This is a genomic window from Dolomitihabitans soli (genome assembly GCF_022213955.1).
Taxonomy (GTDB): Bacteria; Actinomycetota; Actinomycetes; order Streptosporangiales; family Streptosporangiaceae; genus Streptosporangium_A; species Streptosporangium_A soli.
This window is the reverse complement of the sequence record NZ_JAKNTW010000019.1, coordinates 290,929-312,856: the sequence shown is the minus strand read 5'-3', so window position 1 is coordinate 312,856 and position 21,928 is coordinate 290,929. Positions and strand designations below refer to the sequence as shown.

The following is a 21,928-nucleotide window of genomic DNA, read 5'->3' as shown; positions in this document are numbered from 1 at the left end:
TCCGCTCGACTTGCATGTGTTAAGCACGCCGCCAGCGTTCGTCCTGAGCCAGGATCAAACTCTCCAAAAAATGCTTGGAAACTTCACCTGGCTGACATAAATGTCAACCAAAGGAATCCGTCACAATTAACGTGACGGGGTTGTGCATCATGCACTGGCTTTTGAACACACTGTTGAGTTCTCAAGAAACGGACGCGTACACCCTCAAACCAGTTCCGGAGAACCAGCCCTCAGGGGCGCTCATTTCCTTGTTTCGATGTCCTTATTCTATTTCCACTCGCTGTTTTCAGTCAAATCAGCAGGTGTTCTAGAATTCGAACCGCCCCGTTTCCGGGACAACCCCTCTAACTTACCAGCTCTTAGTCGGTTCTGCGAACCGTGCTTCAGAACTGCTGATTTCAAGGGGGTGCCGACCAAGACAGCGCAAGCCAAGCCGATGCTCAGATGAGTGATCAGATTTGGTTGCGCCGGGCTTTGCCGACAACGAAAGATTAGCAGCCCTCCGGATGAGCTCGGGACACAATCGCCGACCCCGCAGGGAGATCCGGCGCACCGGCCGGCCGTTCCCGCAGGTGGCGCGCCGTACTTCGGAGTTCGGGTGAACACCCCCCGGCGAACTCGCGGGGCCCCGGCGAGGTGAGGGAGGCGACATAGACTCGGCCGGGTGAGTAGTGACACACCACCGGTGGCGAAGAAGATACCCAGCGAGCGGACCCATCACGGGGACTCGGTACGGGATGACTACGCGTGGCTGATCAGTAAGGACGATCCAGACACCGTTGCCTACCTGGAGGCGGAGAACGCCTTCACCAAGGAGTCCACCGCACACCTGGAGGAAATAGGGGAGAACGTCTTCCAGGAAATCAAGAAACGGACCCTTGAGACTGATCTGTCCGTGCCGACTCGCAAGGGCGGGTGGTGGTACTACTCCCGGACCGAGGAAGGCCGCCAGTACGGCATCCAGTGCCGGGTCGCGGCCGACGGCGAGACACCGCCCGAGATGGGCGAGGGCGGGCCGTTGCCCGGGGAGCAGGTGCTCCTCGACGGCAACGAACTCGCGGGCGACAGCGCCTTCTTCTCCATGGGCGCCTCCGCGGTCAGCCCGGACGGCACGCGGCTCGCCTACTCCACCGACTTCACGGGTGACGAGCGGTTCACCCTGAAGATCAAGGATCTCGTCACCGGCGAGACGCTGAAGGACGAGATCCCCGGCATCTTCTACGGCGGCACCTGGTCGGGCGACGGCTCGGTGTTCTTCTACACCAGGATCGACGACGCCTGGCGTCCCTTCCAGGTGTACCGCCACACGATCGGGGCTCCCGCCGAGGACGACGTACTGATCTTCGAGGAGTCCGACGAGCGGTTCTGGGTCGGCATCGGGCTCTCCCGGAGCGAGCGCTACCTGGTCCTCAGCGCGGGCAGCAAGATCACCAATGAGGTGCGCGTCCTCGACGCCGACGACCCGACGGGCGAGTTCACCGTGGTCAGGCCGCGGCGCACCGGCGTGGAGTACGGCCTCGACCACGCCGGCGACCACTTCCTCATCCTGCACAACGACGGCGCGGAGAACTTCGAGCTGGCCACCGCGCCGATCGACGACCCGGGCTCCTGGACGCCGCTGATCGAGCACCGCACGGACACCCGGCTGCTCGACATCGACGCCTTCGCGACCCACACCGTCGTGCACTTCCGGCGTGACGGGCTGACCGGCGTCAGGGTCCTGCCGAACGAGGCGGAGCCGTACGAGATCGGGTTTCCCGAGCCGATCTACACGGTGGAGCCCGGCGGGAACCCGGAGTTCGACACGAGGCGGATCCGGCTGGCCTACACCAGCATGGTCACCCCGCCCTCGGTCTACGACTACGACCTGGCCGGCCGCGAGCTGATCCTGCTGAAGCAGAAGCCGGTGCTGGGCGGCTACGACCCGGCCGACTACGAGCAGCATCGGGAGTGGGCCACCGCCGACGACGGCACGCGGGTGCCGATCTCCATCGTGCTGCGCAAGGGCACGGAACGGCCGGCGCCGACGGTCCTGTACGGCTACGGCAGCTACGAGATGTCGATCGACCCGGCCTTCTCCGTCGCCAGGCTCAGCCTGCTCGACCGAGGGCTGGTCTTCGCGATCGCGCACGTCAGGGGCGGCGGTGAGATGGGCCGCAGGTGGTACGAGGACGGCAAGTTCACCAGCAAGAAGAACACCTTCACCGACTTCGTCGCCTGCGCGCGGCATCTGAAGAACGCGGGCTGGTCGAGCGGAGTCGTCGCCAGGGGCGGCTCGGCGGGCGGGCTGCTCATGGGGGCGGTCACGAACCTGGCGCCCGAGGAGTTCGCGGGCGTGGTCGCCGAGGTGCCGTTCGTCGACGCGCTGAACACCATCCTCGATCCCTCGCTGCCGCTGACCGTCATCGAGTGGGACGAGTGGGGCGACCCCCTGCACAACCCGGACGTCTACGCCTACATGAAGTCGTACACGCCGTACGAGAACGTCGACGGCCGCGTCTACCCGCCGATCCTGGCGATCACCAGCTTCAACGACACCCGGGTGTTCTACCACGAGCCCGCGAAGTGGATCGCCCGGCTCAGGGCGACGGCCCAGGGCGGCCCGTTCCTGTTGAAGACGGAGATGGGAGCCGGGCACGGCGGCCGCAGCGGCCGTTACGACGCCTGGCACGAGGAGGCGTTCGTCCTCTCCTGGATTCTGGACAGGCTCGGATCCCCCGAAAAGGCACAAACCGAGATCACGGAGTTGGGTGCACGATGACTTACGTCGCTTCCGAGGACAGGTACGGCCGGCAGCCGTACAACCGGTGTGGCAGGAGCGGGCTGAAACTGCCCGCCGTCTCGCTCGGACTGTGGCACAACTTCGGCGACGACAAGCCGATCGACACCCAGCGGGCCATCCTCAGACGCGCCTTCGACCTCGGGGTGAGCCACTTCGACCTGGCCAACAACTACGGCCCGCCGTACGGCTCGGCCGAGACCAACTTCGGGCACATCTTCCGCGAGGATTTCGCGAAGTACCGGGATCAGCTGGTCATCTCGACCAAGGCGGGCTACGACATGTGGCCGGGGCCCTATGGCGAGTGGGGATCGCGGAAGTATCTGCTGGCCAGCCTCGACCAGTCGCTCGCCCGGATGGGACTCGACTACGTCGACATCTTCTACAGCCACCGGTTCGACCCGGAGACGCCGCTGGAGGAGACGATGGGCGCGCTGGACCACGCGGTGCGCTCGGGCAGGGCGCTCTACGCGGGCATCTCGTCCTACTCGCCGGAGAAGACCGCCGAGGCGGCCGCCATCCTGCGGGAAATGGGCACTCCGCTGCTCATCCACCAGCCGTCGTACTCCATGCTCAACCGGTGGATCGAGGGCGGGCTGCTCGACACGCTCGAAGCCGAGGGTGTGGGATGCATCGCGTTCTCACCGCTCGCGCAGGGGATGCTGACCGACCGGTATCTGAACGGCATCCCCGAGGGCTCGCGGGCCTCCCAGGGCAAGTCGCTCAGCCCTGACCTGCTGACGGACGAGGCCCTGCGACACGTGCGCACACTGAACGAGATCGCCGGCCGACGCGGCCAGTCCCTCGCGCAGATGGCACTGTCGTGGGCGCTCCGCGACCGGCGGGTGACCTCGGTGCTGATCGGCGCGAGCAGCGTCAAGCAGCTTGAGGACAACATCGCGGCCGTCGACACCCTCGGGTTCACCCCGCAGGAACTGGACGCCATCGACAAGGACGCGGTCGAGGCCGGCATCAACCTCTGGCCCGCCTGATACCCCTGGGCGACGTCGGCCGCTGGCCGTCTGATCTGCGGACCACCTGATGGCTGGACGGCCTGGCAGCTGGTCGGCCTCGTGGCTGGACCGCCCGGTGGGTGGTCGGCCTCGTGGCTGGACCACCTGATGGCCGGACGGCCACGAGGCCACGAGGCTAGATGGCCTCGTGGCGTTGTAGCCAGGTGAAGGAGGCCCAGCCCGGTAGCACGGGCAGCCAGAACGTGAGCAGCCGGTAGAGCAGCACCGCCGAGGTGGCCACCTCGGCGGGCAGCCCCGACAGCGTCAGGCCGAGGGAGAGCGCGCCTTCGACCGCGCCCAGGCCGCCCGGCGTGGGCGCGGCGGAGCCGATGGCGTTCGCGGCGAGGAAGACCACCGCGACGGTCGCGAAGCTCAGCGTGCCGCCGAAGGCCCGGATGCACGCGTCGAGGCAGGTCACGAAGGCCAGTGTGAGCAGCAGCGTGCCGGAGAAGCCCTCCAGGATCTTGCGGGGTGACTGGAGCACGTCGAGCAGTCGCGGCACCACGCCGGAGAACAGCGACCGCACCCGCGTGGTGATCATCCGGCGAAGCATCGGGATGCCCAGCACGATCAGGACCACCATGGCGAGGCCGAGCAGCACGATCAGCAGGCCGCGCGACGGCGTCAGCGAGGACGCCGCCGAGGAGCCGGTGAGGTAGGCGAAGAACGCCAGCAGCACCAGGTGGAAGGTCAGCCCGATGAGCTGGGAGGCTCCCACGCTGGCGACGGCCTGCCCTGGCGGGATGCCGCGTTTCTGCAGGTAGCGGGTGTTGATCGCGACTCCGCTCACGGCGGCGGGCGCGACGAGCTTGACGAAGGACCCGGCGAACTGCACCAGCACGGTACGGCCCATCGGCAGCGACTCGGGCACGAATCCCTTGAGCATCAGCGCCGCCGCCAGGTAGCTCAGCCCCGAGGCGACCAGGGCCAGCCCGGTCCAGGCCCAATCCGCCGTGGTGATCACCTGAACGAGGTTCACCTGGGTGAGCTGCGAGAGCAGGATGTAGGCGGCCAGCGCGCTGCCGATGATCGTCACGATGGTGCGCGGCCGGAACCGCTCCAGGCGGACCTCCGCGATCTCGCCCCTCGGCGTCAGTTCGACGATCTGCTCGCGGATCGCCGACAGCAGGTTCTTGTGCTGCCTGAGCGCCGACCGGGTCGTCCGGGTGAGTGCGATGCGCTGAAGCAGCGGCAGCGCCCCGGCCAGGGCCTCGGACCCGAGTACGGCCGCCGCCACGCGGACCGAGCGCTCGGCGCCCACGCGCAGCGACAGGTAGGTGAGGAGCTGGGCGATGTCCAGCCTGAGCAGCAGGTCGCCGGCGGCGATCTCACCGCTGCGCGCGTCGACCAGCACCACGTGTCCCGACCGGTCGAGGTGGATGCTCTCGCCCTCCAGCCGCCGGTGGGCGAGCCGCTGGGCCTGGAGCAGGCGGACCTGTTCCCAGATCTCCATCAGCACCCGGTCGGTGATCTCGTCGTCGGGGACGTCCTCCAGGGCGCGGGTCTCCAGGTGCTCGTAGGCCAGCAACGCGGCCTCGGTGCCGATCTCGCTGGTGCCCAGCAGGCGGGGGATGCCAGCCCCGGCGGCCTGCGCGGCGTACGCCATCAGCGCCTCGCGCTCCAGTTCGGCCCGCAGCGAGCGGATGGCCCGCCTGCGCGTCTCGGAGTTGAGCAGCAGCCGCCGCCACAGCCGGTAGAGCAGCCCGGCCACCTGCCGGTCGCGGTCGAGCACGGTGACGTCGATGCGGCGGCCGTCGTCGAGGCCGACGGCGTAGCGGCGGCTGCCCTGCGGGTCGTCGTCGATCCTGCGCGCCTTGACCGGGGCGAAGTCGAGCCTGCGCAGCGCGGCGATCATCGTGCTGCCGGGCGGCCTGGTGTTCGGGCTGCCGACCACGTAGAGCGTGCCGTACCCGAGGCCGAGGCCGACCAGGATGCTGACGATCACGCCGAGCACGGTGGCGTCGGTCGCGGTGAACAGCGCGAACATGTCCAGTGCGATGGCCACCCACATCAGGGCGCGCCACATCGGGCGGCGGGAGATGCGGACCGCGGTCATGTAGGCGACGACGGAGGTGAGCAGGGTGTTGAGCGGCTCGACTCCGGGGCGGTCGCCGGTGAGCAGTTGCCGCAGGTCCGTGGAGCCGGAGACCAGCAGCCACTCGCCCAGGGTGAAGGAGAGCAGCACGGCGACGATCGCGGCGATCAGACCTTCGGCGACGCGCAGGCTGTCGCGGCGGAAGACACGCTCGACCGCGAAGGCGACCGGGATGATGAGCACGGCGCCGCCGCCGACGAAGCCCGCCGCGAGGATCAGTGGACCGGGCGCCCGGCCGGTGCCGACCTCGACGTCCTGCTCGATGCCGTTGAGCGTCTGCTTGGCGACCAGGGCCAGCAGCACCACTCCGGCCAGCAGCAGGAGGGTGGCCAGGAAGCGCAGCGCGTCGGAGGGCCGCCTGATGCGTTGCGGCAGCAGTGGCTCGATCACCAGCACCTGCGGGGGAACAGCGGGACCGCCCGGAGGAGGCACATCGTCCTCCGCCGGGTTCCGCGCCCCGTCATGATCCCTGATTTGTGTCACCGCCCGTGATTCTGCCCTTTCCCGGTTGATTTCGCCTCATCGACGATCGTCCAGGACCCCCCCTGTACGCGTGCGATCTTCCCCCATACTCTCCACAATCTGTGTCATGCGTATATCACTCGCTTCGGACAGCCTGGACGGCGTGGCGTCACTCGTGGCACCCGAACTCGAGCGAAGAGGTCATACCGTGATACTGCATGGTGCTTTGGCGGATGAGCGCGCGGATTGGGCATGGGCTTGCGCGGAGGCCGCGGGGGCGGTCGCGTCGGGGGACGCCGACCAGGCGGTCGTCTGCTGCTGGACCGGCACGGGCGCGTCCATCGCGGCGAACAAGGTGCGCGGGGTGCGGGCCGCGCTCTGCGTCGACGCCGTCACCGCGGGCGGCGCCCGTACCTGGAACGACGCCAACGTGCTCGCGCTGAGCCTGCGGCTGACCTCGCCGCCGGTGCTGGTGGAGATCCTGGACGCCTGGTTCGCCGGCGTGCCCAGCGCCGACGACTCCGACCGGGCCAACATCGCGCACGTGGACGAGCTGGACTGGGGATCGCACCGCTGATCGGCTCCGCCCGGCCCCCTTGGCCACGACATCGCGAACATAAGACCGGGCGGCCAGAAGTCCGGCGTGCCGGATGGCCAGGCGAGAGCCCGTACGGCGGGCGTTGACGCGCCAACGCATCGCCATACTGGCCGAATCGTAATCGTCCTGTCACTCTTAGTACATGCGCTGCCATCTGCTTGCCGCCGCCGCGGCGATCGTGCCACTCGTCTCCGTACCCACGCCCGACCCGGTGGACCTGGTCGTGGATCAGGTGCGAGGTGCCGCCGTCAAGGCCCATCTCGCCGCGTTCCAGCGGATCGCCGACCAGTACGGCGACACCCGCGCCTCCGGCACGCCGGGCTACGACGCCTCCGCGTCCTACGTGGCGAGCCGCCTGCGAGCGGCGGGCTACCAGGTGCGGGAGCAGGCGTTCACGTTCCCGTTCTACCGCGAGATCGAAAAGCCGGTGCTGCGGAGGGGCCGGGCCTCACATCTGGTGAAGACCCTGGAGTACTCCCCTTCGAGCGAGGTCCGCGCGAAGGCCAGGCCGGTGGGGGCCAACGGGTGCGTGGCCGCCGACTACCGCGGCGCCCAGGGGTCCATCGCCCTGGTGCAGCGGGGCGAGTGCTCCTTCCGGGTGAAGGCGGATCTCGCCCAGGCCGCCGGAGCCGTCGGGGTGATCGTCGTCAACACCGCCGCCGATGCTCCCGACGGCACGCTGAGCAAGCCGGGACTGCGGATTCCCGTGGTCGCGGTGGGCCAGACGACCGGTCCCAAGATCAGCGGGAAGCAGGTGCGCCTGCGGGTGCGCACCGAGAGCGAGGATCGCGTCACCCGGAACGTCATCGCCGACTCGCCCGGCGGCCGGGCCGACCGCACGATCGTGCTCGGCGCCCACCTCGACTCGGTGATCGCGGGGCCGGGGATCAACGACAACGGATCGGGCAGCGCGGGGTTGCTGGAGGTGGCGCTGCGGATGCACGCGGTCAGGCCGGCCAACAAGCTGCGTTTCGCCTGGTGGGGGGCCGAGGAGCTGGGCCTGCTGGGGTCGACTCACTACGTGTCGCAGCTGCCGCCCGACCAGTACAGGACCATCGCCGCGTACCTCAACTTCGACATGATCGCGTCGACGAACTTCACCTACGGGATCTACGACGGTGACGACTCCGATGCCGTGGGCGCGGGTCCCGGCCCGGCGGGTTCGGCGCAGATCGAGAAAGACTTCGAGGGGTTCTTCCGGAGCCGCCGTCTGCCGTTCGTCGGGACCGACTTCAGCGGGCGTTCCGACTACGGGCCGTTCATCAAGGTGGGGATTCCGGCCGGTGGGCTGTTCACCGGGGCGGAAGGGCTGAAGACGGCGGCCGAGGCCGAGAAGTTCGGCGGTACGGCGGGCCAGCCGTTCGACTCGTGCTACCACAAGGCGTGTGACAACATCACCAACCTGAACGACACCGCGCTCGACGTGAACTCGGACGCGATCGCCACGCTGGCCGCGACGTACGCGTTCAAGGCGCCGTCCCGAAACTAAACAGTAGATCCCGACATTACGGACATCCTAGAATCCGGGTATGTCACGTGAACTGCGGGTGCTCGGGGCCTGCCCGCTCGACTGCCCCGATACGTGTTCCTGGGTGGTCGGCGTCGAGGACGGCAAAGCGGTTTCGATGCGGGGCAATCCCGAGCATCCGTTCACGCGTGGCGCGCTGTGCGTGAAGGTCAACCGGTATCTGGAGCACACCCGCGCCGACGACCGGATCCTGCACCCGCTGCGGCGGGTCGGACCCAAGGGATCGGGCCGGTTCGAGCGGATCACCTGGGACCAGGCCCTCGACGAGATCGCCACCAGGCTGACCGCGATCATCGAGGAGTACGGCGGCGAGGCGATCTGGCCGTACCAGGGCACCGGGACCCTCGGTTACATCCAGGGCGAGTCGGGATACGCGGGGCGGCGGCTCTGGAACGTCCTCGGCGCCTCGCGGCACGACCTCAACATCTGTGCCAGGGCCGGCGCCATGGGCCTCACCTACACGAACGGAACGTCCGGCGGCATGGACCCCGAGACGTTCGCCCGTTCCAGGCTGATCCTTTTGTGGGGCACCAACACGCTGACCAGCGGGCACCACCTGTGGAAGTTCGTCCAGGACGCCCGCAAGGCGGGGGCGCACGTCGTCTGCATCGATCCGATCAGGACCAGGACCGCGGACCAGGCCGACGAGCACCTGCCGATCCGGCCGGGCACCGACGCGGCGCTCGCCCTCGGCCTGCTGAACGTGGTGCTCGAAGAGGGCGCCGAGGACCGCGACTACCTGGCGAACCACACGCTCGGGTGGGACGAGTTCCAGCAGGAGATCCTCCGCTATCCCCCGGCACGGGTCGCCGAGATCACCGGTCTCTCCGAGGAGTCCATCCGCGCCCTCGGCGTACGGCTGGCACACACCCGTCCCACCGGGATCCGGGCGACGATGGGCATGCAGCGCCACGAGGGCGGCGGCACGGCCCTGCGCACGATCGCCTGCATCCCCGGCGTGACCGGCGACTGGCGGCACCCGGGCGGCGGGGTGTCCTACGACACCTCGCCGTACGCGCCGCTCAACGTGCAGCCCCGCTACGACCTGCTCGACCAGCCGGTGCGCAAGCTCACCATGACCCGCCTGGCCGAGGGCCTGGAGGACACCGGCAACCCGGTCAAGTGCCTGTGGGTCTACGCCGCCAACCCGCTCACCAGCACCCCCGACCAGAACCGCATCCGCCGCGCCCTGGCCCGCGAGGACCTCTTCACCGTCGTGATGGAGCAGTTCCCGACCGACACCGTCGACTACGCCGACCTCGTGCTGCCCGCCACGATGCAGATCGAGCACGCCGACCTGCACGCCGGCTACGGCCACCTGTATCTGCTGTGGAACGAGCCCGCCGTCGCGCCGCCCGGCGAGTGCCTGTCCACCACCGAGACCTTCCGCCGGGTGGCCGCCCGCCTGGGCCTCGACGAGCCGGCGCTGTACGACTCCGACCTGGAGCTCGCCGAACAACTCCTCACCTCCGACCATCCGTCGCTGGACGGCGTCACCTTGGACCGGCTGCGCAAGGAGGGCTGGGTCAGGCTCAACGTCGCCGACCCGTTCGTCCCATTCACCGATGGTTTCCCCACACCCAGCGGCAAACTGGAGTTCGTCTCCGCCAGGGCCGCCGCGATGGGCCACGGCCGGGTCGCGGGCTATGTCCCCTCGATGGTCTCCCGTACGGCGAGCCGCGGGCCGTACCCCCTGGCCTTGATCACACCGGCGTCGCACACGTTCCTGAACACCATCTTCGCCAACAATCCCGAGTTGCTGCGGCGGGCCAAGGGGCCGCGGGTGCTGGTCAACGAGGCGGACGCCGTCTCCCGCGGGCTGGTGGACGGCCAGCGGATCAAGGTCTTCAACGCCGGCGGCGAGTTCGTCGCCGATCTGGAGGTCTCCGACCGGGTCCAGCCAGGTGTGATCGCCAGCGCCAAGGGCCGCTGGTCGAAGCTCAGTGCCGGCGGGACCAGCGTGAACGCCGTGGTGGAGGAGCGTGACGCCGACATGGCGAAGGGCGCGGTCTTCCACGACAACCTGGTGGAGATCGCGCCGGCTTGACAAAGGACCCTGAGACGTGGGTGCGTCCGCCAGGGTAAGAACCAGGGTTCGTCCCCGATGCGGACAGGGGGGCCGATGACGCACTCTGGGATACATGAACGAACTGACTCGACGCGAAGAGATGTCACTGGCGGGCGCGGCGCTGCGTGGCGCGCCGTGGAAGGCCGCGGCGATCAGCGGCGGCGTCCTGGCCGCGACCAGCTTCGGCATGGGCGTGCTGCTGCCGGGCTCCGCCGACCTCACCTGGGCGCTGTGCCTGGGGATCACGATGTTCACGCTGGTGGCGGCCGTCGGTGCGATCGGCAAGCCGAACGTCGCCGACCGGGTGACCCGGCAGGCTCGCCTGTGGTCGCTGAAGCACCCGTTCAAGTTCGCGCTCTACCCCGGTGCGGGGGCGGCCGTCCTGATGTATCCGGTCCAGCTCATCCTCGACGGCGAGGGCATGTTCGGGGCGGCGTTCGACGCCCTGTGGGGCGGCGCGGTGGTCTACCTGATCGCGGGCGTGCTGGCGCTGGCGCTCCGGGGCAGGGCCGGTTCGAAACCGGCTTGACGGCTTTGCCGGTGTCACGGTTGGGTGGGCCCATGATTGGTATTCACTTTGTGACCATCGACGCACGCCGGCCGTACGAGCTCGCCCAGTGGTGGAGCCGTGTCACCGGCTGGACCATCGACGGCGACGAGCCCGGTGACGAAGAGGTGGCCCTGGTGTCCCCCGAGGGCCAGCCGAACCTGCTGTTCATCCAGGTGCCGGAGGACAAGACGGTCAAGAATCGCCTGCACCTGGACCTGTGGCCGCTCGACGACACGACCCGCGACGACGAGATCGCCCGGATGATCGCGCTCGGGGCCGAGCCGTACGAGGACCACCGGGAGCCTGACGGGCTCCGCCGCGGGTGGATGACGCTGCTCGACCCGGAGGGCAACGAGTTCTGCGTGGTCAGGGGGGAGGCCGAGCGGGTCGAGTGATCCGCTGGGTCAGTGGGCGCCGGCGAGGTTGAGGCCGACCACGCCGGCCAGGATCAGCCCGATCGACACGATCCTGACGAGTGACGTGTCGTCGCCCAGGGCGATCATGCCGAGTGCCGCCGTGCCGACCGCGCCGATCCCCGTCCACACCGCGTAGGCCGTGCCGACCTGGAGATCCTTGAGGGCCAGTGCGAGCAGGCCGAAGCTGAGCAGTGCGAAACCCAGGAAGCCGGCCGCCCACCACACGTGTGAGAACCCGTCGCTCATCTTGAGCGAGTAGGCCATGGCGACCTCGAACAGGCCGGCGACGATGAGCAGGATCCAAGCCACGACGTCTCCCCTCCGGGATGCGTCGTCTTGTCGATCCGGGTACGGCGCGTCTCGTCCGGGAGAACCTCGGTGGAGGCCTCTGCTTTCAGGCTAGCAAACCTCCCATGACATGGTCGTCCACCGTCGCGGCGGCAGCGGCCACACGCCCAGGACCAGGGCGGCGTCGGCGACCTCCGCGGCACGTGCGGGATCGAGGCAGAGCCGCCGGCAGGCGCTCCCGGCCAGCTCCTCCACCGATTCGAACAGGTCGTCGGGGGCGGGATAGGTCTCCTCGTCCACATCGTGTCCCATCGCGGCGGCCAGGTCGACGGCGTCCCGGGCGGTCGGCGTGACCGGCCGGGTGACGCCGTGGAAGTGCGCCCACAGCGGCGCGGCCCAGCTCGTCGGGTGCTCCTCCGGCAGCTCGACGACGACCCGGCGGCGGGCGTGCGCGGTCAGCGCGGCGAAGAACTCCGCCAGGTCGGGCACGTTGAACACCACATGGGCGCACATCGCTACATCCGCGACCGGGACCTTGTCCGCGATGTCCGGCCAGCGCCCCTCGATCGTGACGGCTTCGGGGGAGAGTTCGCCGAGCCGGGCGAGCATGCCGGCGTTCTCGTCGACGGCGATCAGCCGCGCGCGCCGATCCTTGGCGGCGGGCAGGCCGGCGGCGCCCGTCCCCGCGCCCACGTCGAGCAGTGTTCCGCCCTCGGGCAACGCCGCAAGGACCCGTTCGAACGTCGGACCACCGGGGCGGGCGAGTGACGCGTCCGTACGGCGGGCGAAGCGGTCCACCGCGTGTCCCCACGGGTTGACGGGCGCGTTCGCGGCGATCTCGGCGGGGATGGCCCAGCGTTCCAGGTCGGCCCGCCAGCGCGCCGCGAGTGCCGCGGGGGAGTCCGTGCTTCGTTCCGTCATCTCTCCGGAATACCCCGGTTCCAGGGTTCCTGGCGGGGTTACCGGCGGGTAGCATAGCCAGTAAGGTTACTCACCAGTAGGTTCCCCCGGGGTGCGAGGAGTTGACAGGCCATGGGCCACTTCCAGAGCAATGTGCGCGACTTGGAGTTCAACCTCTTCGAGGTGTTCGGCCGCCAGGAGATCCTCGGCACCGGGCCCTACGCGGATCTGGACGAGGACACCGCGCGGAGCATCCTCGACGAGGTGAACCGCCTGGCCACGGGCATCGTCGCCGACTCGTTCGAGGAGGGCGACCGCAACCCGCCCGTCTTCGACCCGGCCACCGGCTCCGTCACAATGTCCGCCTCGGTCAAGGCGTCGTACCAGGCGCTCGTCGACGGCGGCTGGATCAACCTCCACCTCCCCCAGGAACTCGGCGGCCCCGGCATCCCGAGCAGCCTCGCCTGGTCGGCCGCCGAGCTGGTGCTCGGCGCCAACCCCGGGCTCTACATGTACGGCGCGGGCCCCAGCTTCGCCCACACCCTGTGGCAGGTCGGCACTCCCGCGCAGAAGCGTTTCGCCGAGCTGGCCATCGAGCGCAACTGGGGCGCCACGATGGTGCTGACCGAGCCCGACGCCGGCTCCGACGTCGGAGCGGGCCGGGCCAGGGCGATCGAGCAGCCCGACGGCACCTGGCTCATCGAGGGCGTCAAGCGCTTCATCACCAGCGCCGAGCACGACATGAGCGAGAACATCTTCCACCTGGTGCTCGCCCGCCGTGACGGCGCCGGCCCCGGCACCAAGGGACTGTCGATGTTCCTGGTGCCGAAGTTCCACGTGGACCTGGAGACCGGCGAGCTCGGCGAGCGCAACGGCGTCTATGTGACCAACGTCGAGAAGAAGATGGGTCTGAAGGTCTCCACGACCTGCGAGCTCACCTTCGGCGACCGGCATCCCGCGATCGGCACCCTGGTCGGCGACGTCCACCAGGGGATCCGGCAGATGTTCATGATCATCGAGCACGCCCGGATGATGGTCGGCACCAAGGCCATCGCCACCCTCTCGACCGGCTACCTCAACGCGCTGGCCTACGCCAAGGAGCGCAGGCAGGGCGCGGACCTGGCCAGGATGGCCGACAAGGCGGCACCGCGGGTCACCATCATCGACCACCCCGACGTACGCCGCGAGCTCATGCTGCAGAAGACGTACGCGGAGGGCATGCGCGCGCTCGTGTGCTACACGGCGACCTTCCAGGACGCGGTCCAGATGAACCCGGACGACGCGGCCGCCGAGGCGATGAACGACCTGCTGCTTCCCCTCGTCAAGGGCGTCGGGTCCGAGCGGTCCTACGAGATGCTGTCCCGCTCGCTGCAGACCCTCGGCGGCTCCGGCTACCTGCAGGACTACCCGATCGAGCAGTACATCAGGGACGCCAAGATCGACTCCCTGTACGAGGGGACCACCGCGATCCAGGGCCTCGACCTGTTCTTCCGCAAGATCCTGCGGAACGAGGGCGCGGCCATCGGCTCGCTGATCGCCGAGATCACCGCCTTCGCCGGCTCCGAGGCGGGCAACGGCCGCCTGAAGGAGGAGCGCAAGCTGCTCACCGAGGCCGCCGCCGAGGTCAAGACCATGGGTGACACCATGGCGGGCTGGGCGATCGGCGCGCTGGAGGACTCCCGCGAGGTCTACAAGGTCGGCCTCAACACGACCAGGCTGCTGCTCGCCCTCGGCGACCTGGTGATCGGCTGGCTGCTGCTCCGCCAGGCGGAGGTGGCCCTGACCGCCCTCGCCGACGGTGGCGAGGACCAGGCGTTCTACACCGGCAAGGTCGCGGGCGCCGCCTTCTTCGCCCAGACCGTACTCCCCCGCCTCACCGCCGAGCGCCAGATCCTGACCGCCACCGGGCTCGGCATCATGGAAATCCCCGACGAGGCCTTCTAGGAGCTGATCGATTCCGCACGGCCAAGCCGGGTATGACGGTGTGCGGATGTTCTCTTTACCGTTCGGAGGCCGTGATGGGTGTCGGGGTCAGCATTTTCTTCCTCACCCTTGGTGCGATCCTGAAGTTCGCGATCGCCGACAACGTGCTCGGCGACGACATCAGCATCGACACGATCGGGCTGATCTTCATGATCGTCGGCGGCGCGGGCGTGGTGCTCAGCCTCGTGCTGGCACCACGCAGGGGAGCCACCTCCGACGATCGGCTGATGCATCGCGAGAACCACCCTCCCGAGGTGTGAGAACCCGCCCGCTCAGACCGCTCACACCGGGATGGCCTCCTCCGCCCGGGCACGCTCCCCGGCGTACAACCGGACCAGCCCCTGCAACCGGTACGACGCCCGCAGGGAGGGCCGGAGGAGCTGGGCGTCGACCAGTTCGTCGACCAGCTCCTCGGTACGGCTCGCCGAGGTGTCGAGCAGCCCGGCGAGCCACTGCGCCGAGATGCGCTCCGGCGACTCGGCCAGCTTCCTGAACGCGTGCGCCGCGTCGCTGGAGAGATCACGGTAGGACAGCTCGAACCCGGCACGCACCTCACCCAGCTGGTCCAGCCGGTCGTCGGCCAGCCGTACGGCCAGGTCGCCCAGGGTCCACTCCGGGCGGGTCACCAGCCGGGCGGCGGCGATCCGCAGGCCGAGCGGCAGCCCGTCGCACAGCGCGGCCAGCCGCAAGGTTCCCGCCGCGTCGTCGGTCACCCCGGCGATCCGCGCGACGAGCTGCGCCGCCTCCGAGACCGGCAGCACGTCCAGCGGCACGGCGCACGCGCCCATCCCCGCCACCAGACCCTGCAGCCGCCGCCTGGACGTCACGATCACGCAGCAGCCCTCGGACCCCGGCAGCAGCGCGCGCACCTGCGCCGAGGACGCCGCGTTGTCCAGCACGATCAGCACCCGGCGTTCGCGCAGCGTGCTGCGGAAGAGCAGCGCGCGCTCCTCGCCGCCGTCGGGAATCAGCTCGTCCGCGATGCCCAGCGCGCGCAGGAACCGGGCCAGGATCAGCGCGGCGGGCACCGGATCGGCGTCCGGGTCATATCCCCGGAGATCGGCGAACAGCTGACCGTCGGGGAACCTGTCGGCCACCCGGTGCGCCCAGTGCAGGGCCAGCGCCGACTTCCCGACCCCCGCCATGCCGCTGATCACCCCCATCCGGAGATGGCGGCCGCGCTGACCGAGCAGCGTGTCCATCAGCTCCAGCTCGGCGGCTCGGCCGGTGAACGCCCAGGCGGCCGGCGGCAGCTGCGCGGGCGCGCGGGCGAGCAGGATCGTGTCGTACAGATCGCGCAGACCTCTGCCCGGGTCCAGCCCGTGCTCCTCGACGAGGACCCGGTGTCCCTCCCGGTAGACCTCCAGCGCCTCGCCGTACCTGCCGGACCGGGACAGGGCCAGCATCAGCCCCTCGCGCAGCCGTTCGTTCAGCGGGTGCTCGGTCACCAGGACGTCCAGCTCGCCGATCAGCTCGCGGTGCCGGCCCCGGGAGAGCTCCAGGTCCATCCACTCCTCGGCCGCCGTGAGCCGCAGCTCCTCGATCAGCCGGGCCCGCGCGGCGACGATCGGGCTGTCCAGCCCGGCGAGCACCGGGCCGCCCCACAACGCCAGCGCCTCGCGCAGCAACCCCGCCGCCCGCTCCCCCGTCGTCTCACGGGCCAGCCCGACCTTGCGCTTCACCTCCTCCAGATCCAGCCGTACGGCCTGCGACCGCACGCGGTAGCCGCCGCTGACCGTCTCGATCACCTCTGCCGTGCAGCCCGCCTCCTTGAACGCCTTGCGGAGCGCCCAGACGTGGATGGAGATCTGTGAACGTGCCGACCTGGGCGGTTCCTCGTTCCACATCGCCTCGGTCAGCCGCTCCACCGGAACGGCCCGGCCGGCGTCCAGCAGGAGCGCGGCCAGCAGCAGCTGTGGACATGGTCCGCCGAGGTTGACCGGCCGCCCCCCGGCGGCGGCCACCAGCGGCCCTAGAATTCGGATGTCGACGTGCCTCGTGTCCCCGTACGTCATGAAACGCACTGTAAAAGAGTCGCCGATATCCGGCACCCTCACAGCTGATGGGATATGACCTCCGGAGTGGTGGGTTCGCGGCTGTCCTCAATCACCCGGCACTCCTCCGCGGTGATCAGTCCGAGCTCCCGCAGGATCGCCGCCGAGTGCCGCCAGGACGCGCGCCCGTCCCGCCCCAGGTCGTGCAGCGCCCGGCCCAGCCCCCACAGGTGCTCGGCCTCCCAGTAGGTGCCGGCGTAGTGCCGTGCCCGGCCCTCGCGCAGAACCTCCTCGAACACCACGACCGCCTGCTCGGGGTCGCCCGCGACCCGGTGGGCATTGCCGAGGTTGCCCAGCGACATGATCTCGGTGAGCCACGAGGTCGTCGTCCGCCTCGCGAGCTCCACCGCGGCCCGGTGCGCGGCGACCGCCTCCGCGTACCTCCCCAGCCTGCCGTAGGTGAGCCCGGTGCTCGTCATGCAGGCGGCCTCCCGCCGCCGGTCCCCCTGCGCGGCGCACACGGCGCGGGCCTCGGCCAGGCTCTCCAGCGACTCCTCCAGTCGTCCCAGCGCCCGCAGCGCCGCTCCCCTGCCCTGCAGTGCCAGAGCCACCCCCGCTCCGGTGCCCGCCGAGCGCCACATCTCCAGCGCCTTGTCGAAGTGGACGAGCGCCTCCGGCAACCGGCTGATCGCGAAGTAGACCCACGCGATGTCGTTGTGACCCAGACCATGATGAACGGGATCACCGGTACGGTCGGCGGCCCGCAGCGTCAGCTCGCCGAGCGCGCGTTGCTCCTGCCACCTGGCACGTTGCTCCAGCGAGGTGTTCAGCGCACCCGTCAGTCCGACGGCGATGCCGGGATGGTCGCTGTCGACGGCCTGGCGGGCCGCGTGGATGAGGTTCTCCGTCTCGGTCTGGATCCACGTGTCGCCCTGGCCTGTGTGGGGCACCGGGCCGGCGGCGCCCGCCGGCACCTCGGGACCGAGCCGGACCCTCCAGTCTCCCGGGGTGGCGGCGAGCACCGCCGTACGCGCCAGGTGGAGATAGCGCCACAGGACGCGCTCCACCGCCTGCTTACGCGACCGCGCCGACTCCTCGGCGCCCGCACGCTCCCTGGCGAACAGGCAGAGCAGGTCGTGCAGGCGGTAACGACCTGGCACGTGCTCCTCCACGAGCTGGCTCTCCACGAGCCGGTCGAGGAGCCCCGCCGCCGTCCCCTCCGGCAGCCCGGCGAGCGCAGCCGCGGCGAAGAGCCCGGTGTCGGGGCCGTTGAGCAGGCCGAGCAGGCGGAACATCCTGGCGACCTCGGGACTGTCGAGACTCTGGTAGCTGACCATGAAGGTGGCGCGCACCGCCTGGTCGTCGACCTCCAGCTCGGCGAGCCGGCGCTGCTGGACGGCCAGCCGGTCGGCCATGGTCCTCATCGTCCAGTCGGGCCGGGCGTTCAACCGGGCTCCGGCGATGCCCAGGGCGAGCGGTAACCCGCCGCACAGCGCCGCGACCTCGGCCACGCCCTCCCTCCGCCCGCCCGCGATCCTGCTGAGCAACTCGATCGCGTCGTCTTCCGGGAGCACGTCGAGCCGCTGGTGGATGATGCCGTCGAGGTGGCCGAGCACCGGCCGGCTGGTGATCAGCACGGCGCAGGTCGCGCTGCCCGGCAGCAGGGGGCGCACCTGCGCCGCGTCCACCGCGTCGTCGAGGACCACCAGCAGCCGCTTGCCGTTGGTGAGCGAACGGAACCTGGCCGCCGCCTCGTCATCGTCGGCGGGCACGGCGGCGGACAATCCCAGCGACCTCAGGAACCTCGCCAGGACGTCACCCGGTTTGGCGGGGGTCGCGTCGGGGGTGGCGCCGGCGAGGTTCACGTACAGCTGGCCGTCGGGGAAGTCCGCGGCCATCCGGTGGGCGACGTGGATGGCCAGCGCCGACTTGCCGATGCCGCCCGGCCCGGCGATGGCCACCCGGCCGCCGTGGCTCCCCTTTCCGGCCAGCAGCTCGCACAGCCGCTCGATCTCCTCGTCCCGCCCGGTGAACGTGCCCACGTCGCCGGGCAGCTCCGCCGGGACCATCGCCGCCATATCGCCGTGCCGGGGCTCCGGGGAGGGCAGGCCGAGCGAGGGATCCTCACGCAGGATCGCCTGTTCCAGCTCGCGCAGCTCGGGGCCGGGCTCCTGGCCCAGCTCGTCGACCAGCAGGACCCGGCCTTCGCGGTAGACCTCCAGCGCGTCGGCCTGGCGGCCCGATCGGGACAGCGCGAGCATCAGGGCGGCGCGCAGCCGTTCCCTGAACGGCTGCTCGGCGAGCAGGCTCGTCAGATCGCCGACCAGCTCACGATGCTGCCCCAGGGCCAGTTTCAGCTCCGCCCACTCCTCGGCGGCGGCCAGCCGCAGTTCCTCAAGCCGCCGCGCCCCGTCGGCGATGACCGCGCTGTCCAGCCCCGCGAGCACCGGCCCGCGCCACAGGGCGAGCGCCTCCTCCAGCACCGCGACCGCCTCCTCGGTACGGCCGGCCGCGACCTCCTCCTCGGCCCGTGCCAGGCGCCGTTCGGCGGTCAGCACGTCGATCCGCGCGTTCTCCGCCCGGATCCGGTAGCCGCTGTCGACGGTCTCGATCACGTCCGCGTTGCCGAGGGCCCTGCGCAACGCGGAGACGTGGATGGAGAGCTGCGTCCGCGCCGAACCCGGCGGCTCCGCCCCCCACACCGACTCGATCAGGCCGTCCAGCGGCACCCGCCGCCCGGGCGACAGCAGCAGGGTCGCCAGCAGCAACCTGGGCCGCACCCCGCCCAGACCGACCGGGCGACCGTCGACGACCGCCTCCAGAGGACCCAGAATCCGGAATTCCATCGGCTCCTCCCGCATCCCCGCATCGTAGGGGGTGCGCGGAGCCCGAAGTTGATCGACGGGTCACTCGATGATGTGGCTTGATCGCCACACGTTCGGCTGATCGCCGTGTCGGCCTGACAGATCGATCCTGGTTGCCGCATCGGCGCCGACGACACCGTCGCCGGCCACCTCAGCCGCGATGGCGGCGTCGTCGCCGGTCGCGGCATGCGGCGTCGGCTCTTACCACGTGATCGACAAGAAAGATCTCGGCAAAGCCGTCGTCTATCTGATGTACAACGGCACGACCAACTGTGTGGTCACCTGGAAAGACACGACAGACGATGTAAACGTCGGGGCCTACATCCGGCCCGCAGGCGGAACATCGCGTACGGAATACGATGACTACAAGTACTACGCCGGCCCGGTGAAGGTTAACGCTCCGGGGCAATGCATCTCGTGGGGCGGCGTTTATGGTGGCGACACGAGTTCCACGAATCTGTGGTACATCTCACCCATGGAGCACTGCGACTAAAGCAAAGCCCGCAGGCGATCCCGACCGGCCGATTCCCGACCGTCAGAGGGTGTACTGGACGGCGGCGCGGCCCGCGACGATCGGCTTGATGGTCTCGGCGATCACGGCCTGGTGGAGCGGGTGGTCGCGGTAGACCAGGTAGTCGTCGACGGAGTCGAAGTCGGCCACGACGGCGAAGTGGTAGTTGCCGTCGTTGATGCCCGCGTCGGCGCCGATGCGGTAGTCCCTGATCTGGGCGATGGCCCCGGGCAGCTCCCGCAGGCGGGTCGCGACCTCGGCCCGCTGCTCCTCGGTCGAGTCATCGGTCCAGGTGAACAGCACCACGTGGCGGAGCATCCGCTCTCCTTCTCTCAGCGCGGACCGGCCCTTGGCGCGGTCATCGAGCGTAGTCCGGAGAGCCGAACCCGACCTCCCGGCGTACGCCCCGCACCTTACGCGACCGCCTCCGCCCCCGGACGGGCGGAGGCGGTCGCGGCCCTGGGTCAGCTCCAGGCGAGGGTGCGCAGCGGGTCCTCCAGCATGGCCCCGACGTCGCGGAGCAGCAGCGACCCCAGCTCGCCGTCGATGACGCGGTGGTCGAAGGACAGTGCGAGCGTGCACACGCTGCGCGGCACGACCTGGCCGTCCACCACCCAGGGCAGGTCCCTGATCTGGCCGAGGGCGAGGATCGCCACCTCGCCGGGGTTGATGATCGGGGTGCCCGTGTCGACGCCGAACACGCCCACGTTGGTGATCGTGATCGTGCCGCCCGCCATGTCAGCCGGCTGCGTCTTGCCCGCCCTGGCGGTCTCGGCGAGCGCGGCCAAGGCTTGGGCCAGGTCTCGGAGCGAGAGGGAGTCGGCGTTCTTGATGTTGGGCACGAGCAGCCCGCGCGGGGTGGCGGCCGCGATGCCAAGGTTCACGTAGTGCTTGACCACGATCTCCTGGGCCTCCTCGTCCCAGGTGGAGTTGGCCATCGGATATCTGCGGGCGGCGACCAGCAGCGCCTTGGCGAGCAGCAGCAGGGGGGAGACCTTGATCTCGGCGTAGTCGGGCATCGCCCGGAGCCGCCGTACCGCCTGTACGGTCTCGGTCACGTCCACCTGGAGGAACTCGGTGACATGCGGAGCGGTGAAGGCGGAGGCCACCATCGCCTGCGCGGTGGCGCGCCGTACTCCCTTGATCGGGACGCGTTCCTCCTGGCCTCGTACGGCGGGCCGTACGGCGGGCGGGGGCTGGTCGGCGGCGGCGTGGACGTCGTCCCTGGTGATCGTGCCGTGCGGACCGGTGCCGGTGAGGGCGGTGAGGTCGACGCCCAGGTCCTTGGCGAGCTTGCGGACCGGGGGCTTGGCCAGCACGTCCGCCCGTGTGCCCCGCTCGGCGACGTGGGTTTCTCCGGCTGTCAGAGGCGGGCTCGCCTGGGACGGGATCACCTGGGACGGGCGAGGCTCAGGGGCGTGGTTCCCCGCCGGCGGCTGCTGGGCGGGTTTGCGGGGGCGGCGTTTGGTGGCGTCCATCTTGACGCCGTAGCCGACCAGCACCGGCTGGCGTTGCTCCTTGGGGGCGGGGCTGCCGTGGACGCCGGGTTCGACGGCGCCTTCGGCCGGTGGGGTGGGCACCAGGTCCTCGGCCCGCGCCGCGCGCCCGTCGTCAGCCGGCCCCGGCGGAGCCTCCTCCTCGGTGTCCACGGCGATGATGGGGGTGCCGACGTCGACGGTCTGGCCCTCGTCCACCATCAGACCGGCCACCACGCCCTCGAACGGGCACGGCAGTTCGACAATGGCCTTGGCGGTCTCGATCTCGACGATCGTCTGGTTCACCTTGACCGAGTCGCCGACCTTGACGTGCCAGCGGACGATCTCGGCTTCGGTGAGCCCTTCCCCGACGTCGGGGAGCCTGAACTCGCTTCGCATGAACC

General features: G+C 69.8%; 17 protein-coding genes, 1 rRNA gene and 1 riboswitch. Of the genes, 10 read left to right on the top strand and 8 right to left on the bottom strand.

The window, feature by feature from the left end; all coding sequences use genetic code 11:
- A 16S ribosomal RNA gene (locus MBA17_RS31680) occupies window positions 1-70 on the bottom strand; the annotation flags it as partial.
- Between the two features lie 594 nt (window positions 71-664).
- Between MBA17_RS31680 and MBA17_RS50625 the strand changes: the two genes are divergently transcribed.
- Window positions 665-2,761: a S9 family peptidase gene (locus MBA17_RS50625; RefSeq protein WP_238500406.1), complete on the top strand. Its 2,097-nt coding sequence runs from the start codon at window positions 665-667 to the stop codon at window positions 2,759-2,761.
- Window positions 2,758-3,771: an L-glyceraldehyde 3-phosphate reductase gene (gene mgrA / locus MBA17_RS31670; protein WP_238500405.1), complete on the top strand. Its 1,014-nt coding sequence runs from the start codon at window positions 2,758-2,760 to the stop codon at window positions 3,769-3,771. Before MBA17_RS50625 ends, mgrA begins: the two co-directional genes overlap by 4 nt.
- Before the next feature lie 157 nt (window positions 3,772-3,928).
- Here mgrA and MBA17_RS31665 read toward each other — a convergent pair whose 3' ends face one another.
- On the bottom strand, window positions 3,929-6,370 hold the full coding sequence (locus MBA17_RS31665; RefSeq protein WP_238500404.1) for a lysylphosphatidylglycerol synthase transmembrane domain-containing protein: 2,442 nt from the start codon (window positions 6,368-6,370) through the stop codon (window positions 3,929-3,931).
- 106 nt (window positions 6,371-6,476) lie between these two features.
- Between MBA17_RS31665 and MBA17_RS31660 the strand changes: the two genes are divergently transcribed.
- From MBA17_RS31660 to MBA17_RS31640, 5 genes are all read left to right on the top strand, one after another.
- Entirely contained in the window at window positions 6,477-6,926 is a 450-nt protein-coding gene (locus MBA17_RS31660; RefSeq protein ID WP_274386217.1) for an RpiB/LacA/LacB family sugar-phosphate isomerase, read from the top strand.
- 163 nt (window positions 6,927-7,089) lie between these two features.
- A complete protein-coding gene (locus MBA17_RS31655; RefSeq protein WP_238500402.1) occupies window positions 7,090-8,436 on the top strand; it encodes a M28 family metallopeptidase in 1,347 nt (448 codons plus the stop codon).
- A 40-nt stretch (window positions 8,437-8,476) separates the two neighbouring features.
- Entirely contained in the window at window positions 8,477-10,522 is a 2,046-nt protein-coding gene (locus MBA17_RS31650; protein WP_238500401.1) for a molybdopterin-containing oxidoreductase family protein, read from the top strand.
- A gap of 94 nt (window positions 10,523-10,616) precedes the next feature.
- Window positions 10,617-11,072, top strand: coding sequence for a hypothetical protein (locus MBA17_RS31645; RefSeq protein WP_238500400.1), 456 nt, complete (start codon window positions 10,617-10,619; stop codon window positions 11,070-11,072).
- Between the two features lie 50 nt (window positions 11,073-11,122).
- On the top strand, window positions 11,123-11,488 hold the full coding sequence (locus tag MBA17_RS31640; RefSeq protein WP_455432894.1) for a VOC family protein: 366 nt from the start codon (window positions 11,123-11,125) through the stop codon (window positions 11,486-11,488).
- Between the two features lie 9 nt (window positions 11,489-11,497).
- Here the strand turns inward: MBA17_RS31640 and MBA17_RS31635 are convergent, their stop codons facing one another.
- A complete protein-coding gene (locus MBA17_RS31635) occupies window positions 11,498-11,818 on the bottom strand; it encodes a DMT family transporter (protein WP_238500398.1) in 321 nt (106 codons plus the stop codon).
- A 16-nt stretch (window positions 11,819-11,834) separates the two neighbouring features.
- Window positions 11,835-11,901: riboswitch (guanidine-III (ykkC-III) riboswitch) on the bottom strand.
- Between the two features lie 7 nt (window positions 11,902-11,908).
- Complete coding sequence (locus MBA17_RS31630) at window positions 11,909-12,718, bottom strand: class I SAM-dependent methyltransferase (RefSeq protein WP_238500397.1); 810 nt, start codon at window positions 12,716-12,718, stop codon at window positions 11,909-11,911.
- Between the two features lie 111 nt (window positions 12,719-12,829).
- Between MBA17_RS31630 and MBA17_RS31625 the strand changes: the two genes are divergently transcribed.
- Together MBA17_RS31625 and MBA17_RS31620 are read left to right on the top strand one after the other, a co-directional pair.
- The gene (locus MBA17_RS31625; RefSeq protein ID WP_238500396.1) at window positions 12,830-14,641 is read left to right on the top strand and encodes an acyl-CoA dehydrogenase; all 1,812 of its coding nucleotides are present in this window, start codon (window positions 12,830-12,832) and stop codon (window positions 14,639-14,641) included.
- A gap of 74 nt (window positions 14,642-14,715) precedes the next feature.
- Window positions 14,716-14,940, top strand: coding sequence for a DUF6458 family protein (locus tag MBA17_RS31620; RefSeq protein WP_238500395.1), 225 nt, complete (start codon window positions 14,716-14,718; stop codon window positions 14,938-14,940).
- 21 nt (window positions 14,941-14,961) lie between these two features.
- On the opposite strand, the gene MBA17_RS31615 is transcribed toward MBA17_RS31620, so the two are convergent.
- The gene (locus MBA17_RS31615; RefSeq protein ID WP_238500394.1) at window positions 14,962-16,695 is read right to left on the bottom strand and encodes an AfsR/SARP family transcriptional regulator; all 1,734 of its coding nucleotides are present in this window, start codon (window positions 16,693-16,695) and stop codon (window positions 14,962-14,964) included.
- 38 nt (window positions 16,696-16,733) lie between these two features.
- On the bottom strand, window positions 16,734-19,520 hold the full coding sequence (locus MBA17_RS31610; RefSeq protein ID WP_238500393.1) for an AfsR/SARP family transcriptional regulator: 2,787 nt from the start codon (window positions 19,518-19,520) through the stop codon (window positions 16,734-16,736).
- A gap of 178 nt (window positions 19,521-19,698) precedes the next feature.
- On the opposite strand from MBA17_RS31610, the gene MBA17_RS31605 reads away from it, so the two are divergent.
- Window positions 19,699-20,031 (top strand): hypothetical protein, encoded by a 333-nt coding sequence (locus MBA17_RS31605; protein ID WP_238500392.1) that lies wholly within the window; start codon window positions 19,699-19,701, stop codon window positions 20,029-20,031.
- A gap of 42 nt (window positions 20,032-20,073) precedes the next feature.
- Here the strand turns inward: MBA17_RS31605 and MBA17_RS31600 are convergent, their stop codons facing one another.
- Complete coding sequence (locus tag MBA17_RS31600; protein ID WP_238500391.1) at window positions 20,074-20,367, bottom strand: Dabb family protein; 294 nt, start codon at window positions 20,365-20,367, stop codon at window positions 20,074-20,076.
- A gap of 146 nt (window positions 20,368-20,513) precedes the next feature.
- Complete coding sequence (locus MBA17_RS31595; protein ID WP_238500390.1) at window positions 20,514-21,923, bottom strand: dihydrolipoamide acetyltransferase family protein; 1,410 nt, start codon at window positions 21,921-21,923, stop codon at window positions 20,514-20,516.
- Window positions 21,924-21,928 lie beyond the last annotated feature (5 nt).

What these genes read in the sequence shown, in the direction of transcription:
- mgrA (WP_238500405.1), top strand. Translation starts at nt 2,758, where the DNA reads ATGACTTACGTCGCTTCCGAGGACAGGTACGGCCGGCAGCCGTACAAC.
- MBA17_RS31660 (WP_274386217.1), top strand. Translation starts at nt 6,477, where the DNA reads ATGCGTATATCACTCGCTTCGGACAGCCTGGACGGCGTGGCGTCACTC.
- MBA17_RS31655 (WP_238500402.1), top strand. Translation starts at nt 7,090, where the DNA reads ATGCGCTGCCATCTGCTTGCCGCCGCCGCGGCGATCGTGCCACTCGTC.
- MBA17_RS31650 (WP_238500401.1), top strand. Translation starts at nt 8,477, where the DNA reads ATGTCACGTGAACTGCGGGTGCTCGGGGCCTGCCCGCTCGACTGCCCC.
- MBA17_RS31645 (WP_238500400.1), top strand. Translation starts at nt 10,617, where the DNA reads ATGAACGAACTGACTCGACGCGAAGAGATGTCACTGGCGGGCGCGGCG.
- MBA17_RS31630 (WP_238500397.1), bottom strand. Translation starts at nt 12,718, where the DNA reads ATGACGGAACGAAGCACGGACTCCCCCGCGGCACTCGCGGCGCGCTGG.
- MBA17_RS31625 (WP_238500396.1), top strand. Translation starts at nt 12,830, where the DNA reads ATGGGCCACTTCCAGAGCAATGTGCGCGACTTGGAGTTCAACCTCTTC.
- MBA17_RS31620 (WP_238500395.1), top strand. Translation starts at nt 14,716, where the DNA reads ATGGGTGTCGGGGTCAGCATTTTCTTCCTCACCCTTGGTGCGATCCTG.
- MBA17_RS31615 (WP_238500394.1), bottom strand. Translation starts at nt 16,695, where the DNA reads ATGACGTACGGGGACACGAGGCACGTCGACATCCGAATTCTAGGGCCG.
- MBA17_RS31610 (WP_238500393.1), bottom strand. Translation starts at nt 19,520, where the DNA reads ATGGAATTCCGGATTCTGGGTCCTCTGGAGGCGGTCGTCGACGGTCGC.
- MBA17_RS31605 (WP_238500392.1), top strand. Translation starts at nt 19,699, where the DNA reads ATGGCGGCGTCGTCGCCGGTCGCGGCATGCGGCGTCGGCTCTTACCAC.
- MBA17_RS31600 (WP_238500391.1), bottom strand. Translation starts at nt 20,367, where the DNA reads ATGCTCCGCCACGTGGTGCTGTTCACCTGGACCGATGACTCGACCGAG.
- MBA17_RS31595 (WP_238500390.1), bottom strand. Translation starts at nt 21,923, where the DNA reads ATGCGAAGCGAGTTCAGGCTCCCCGACGTCGGGGAAGGGCTCACCGAA.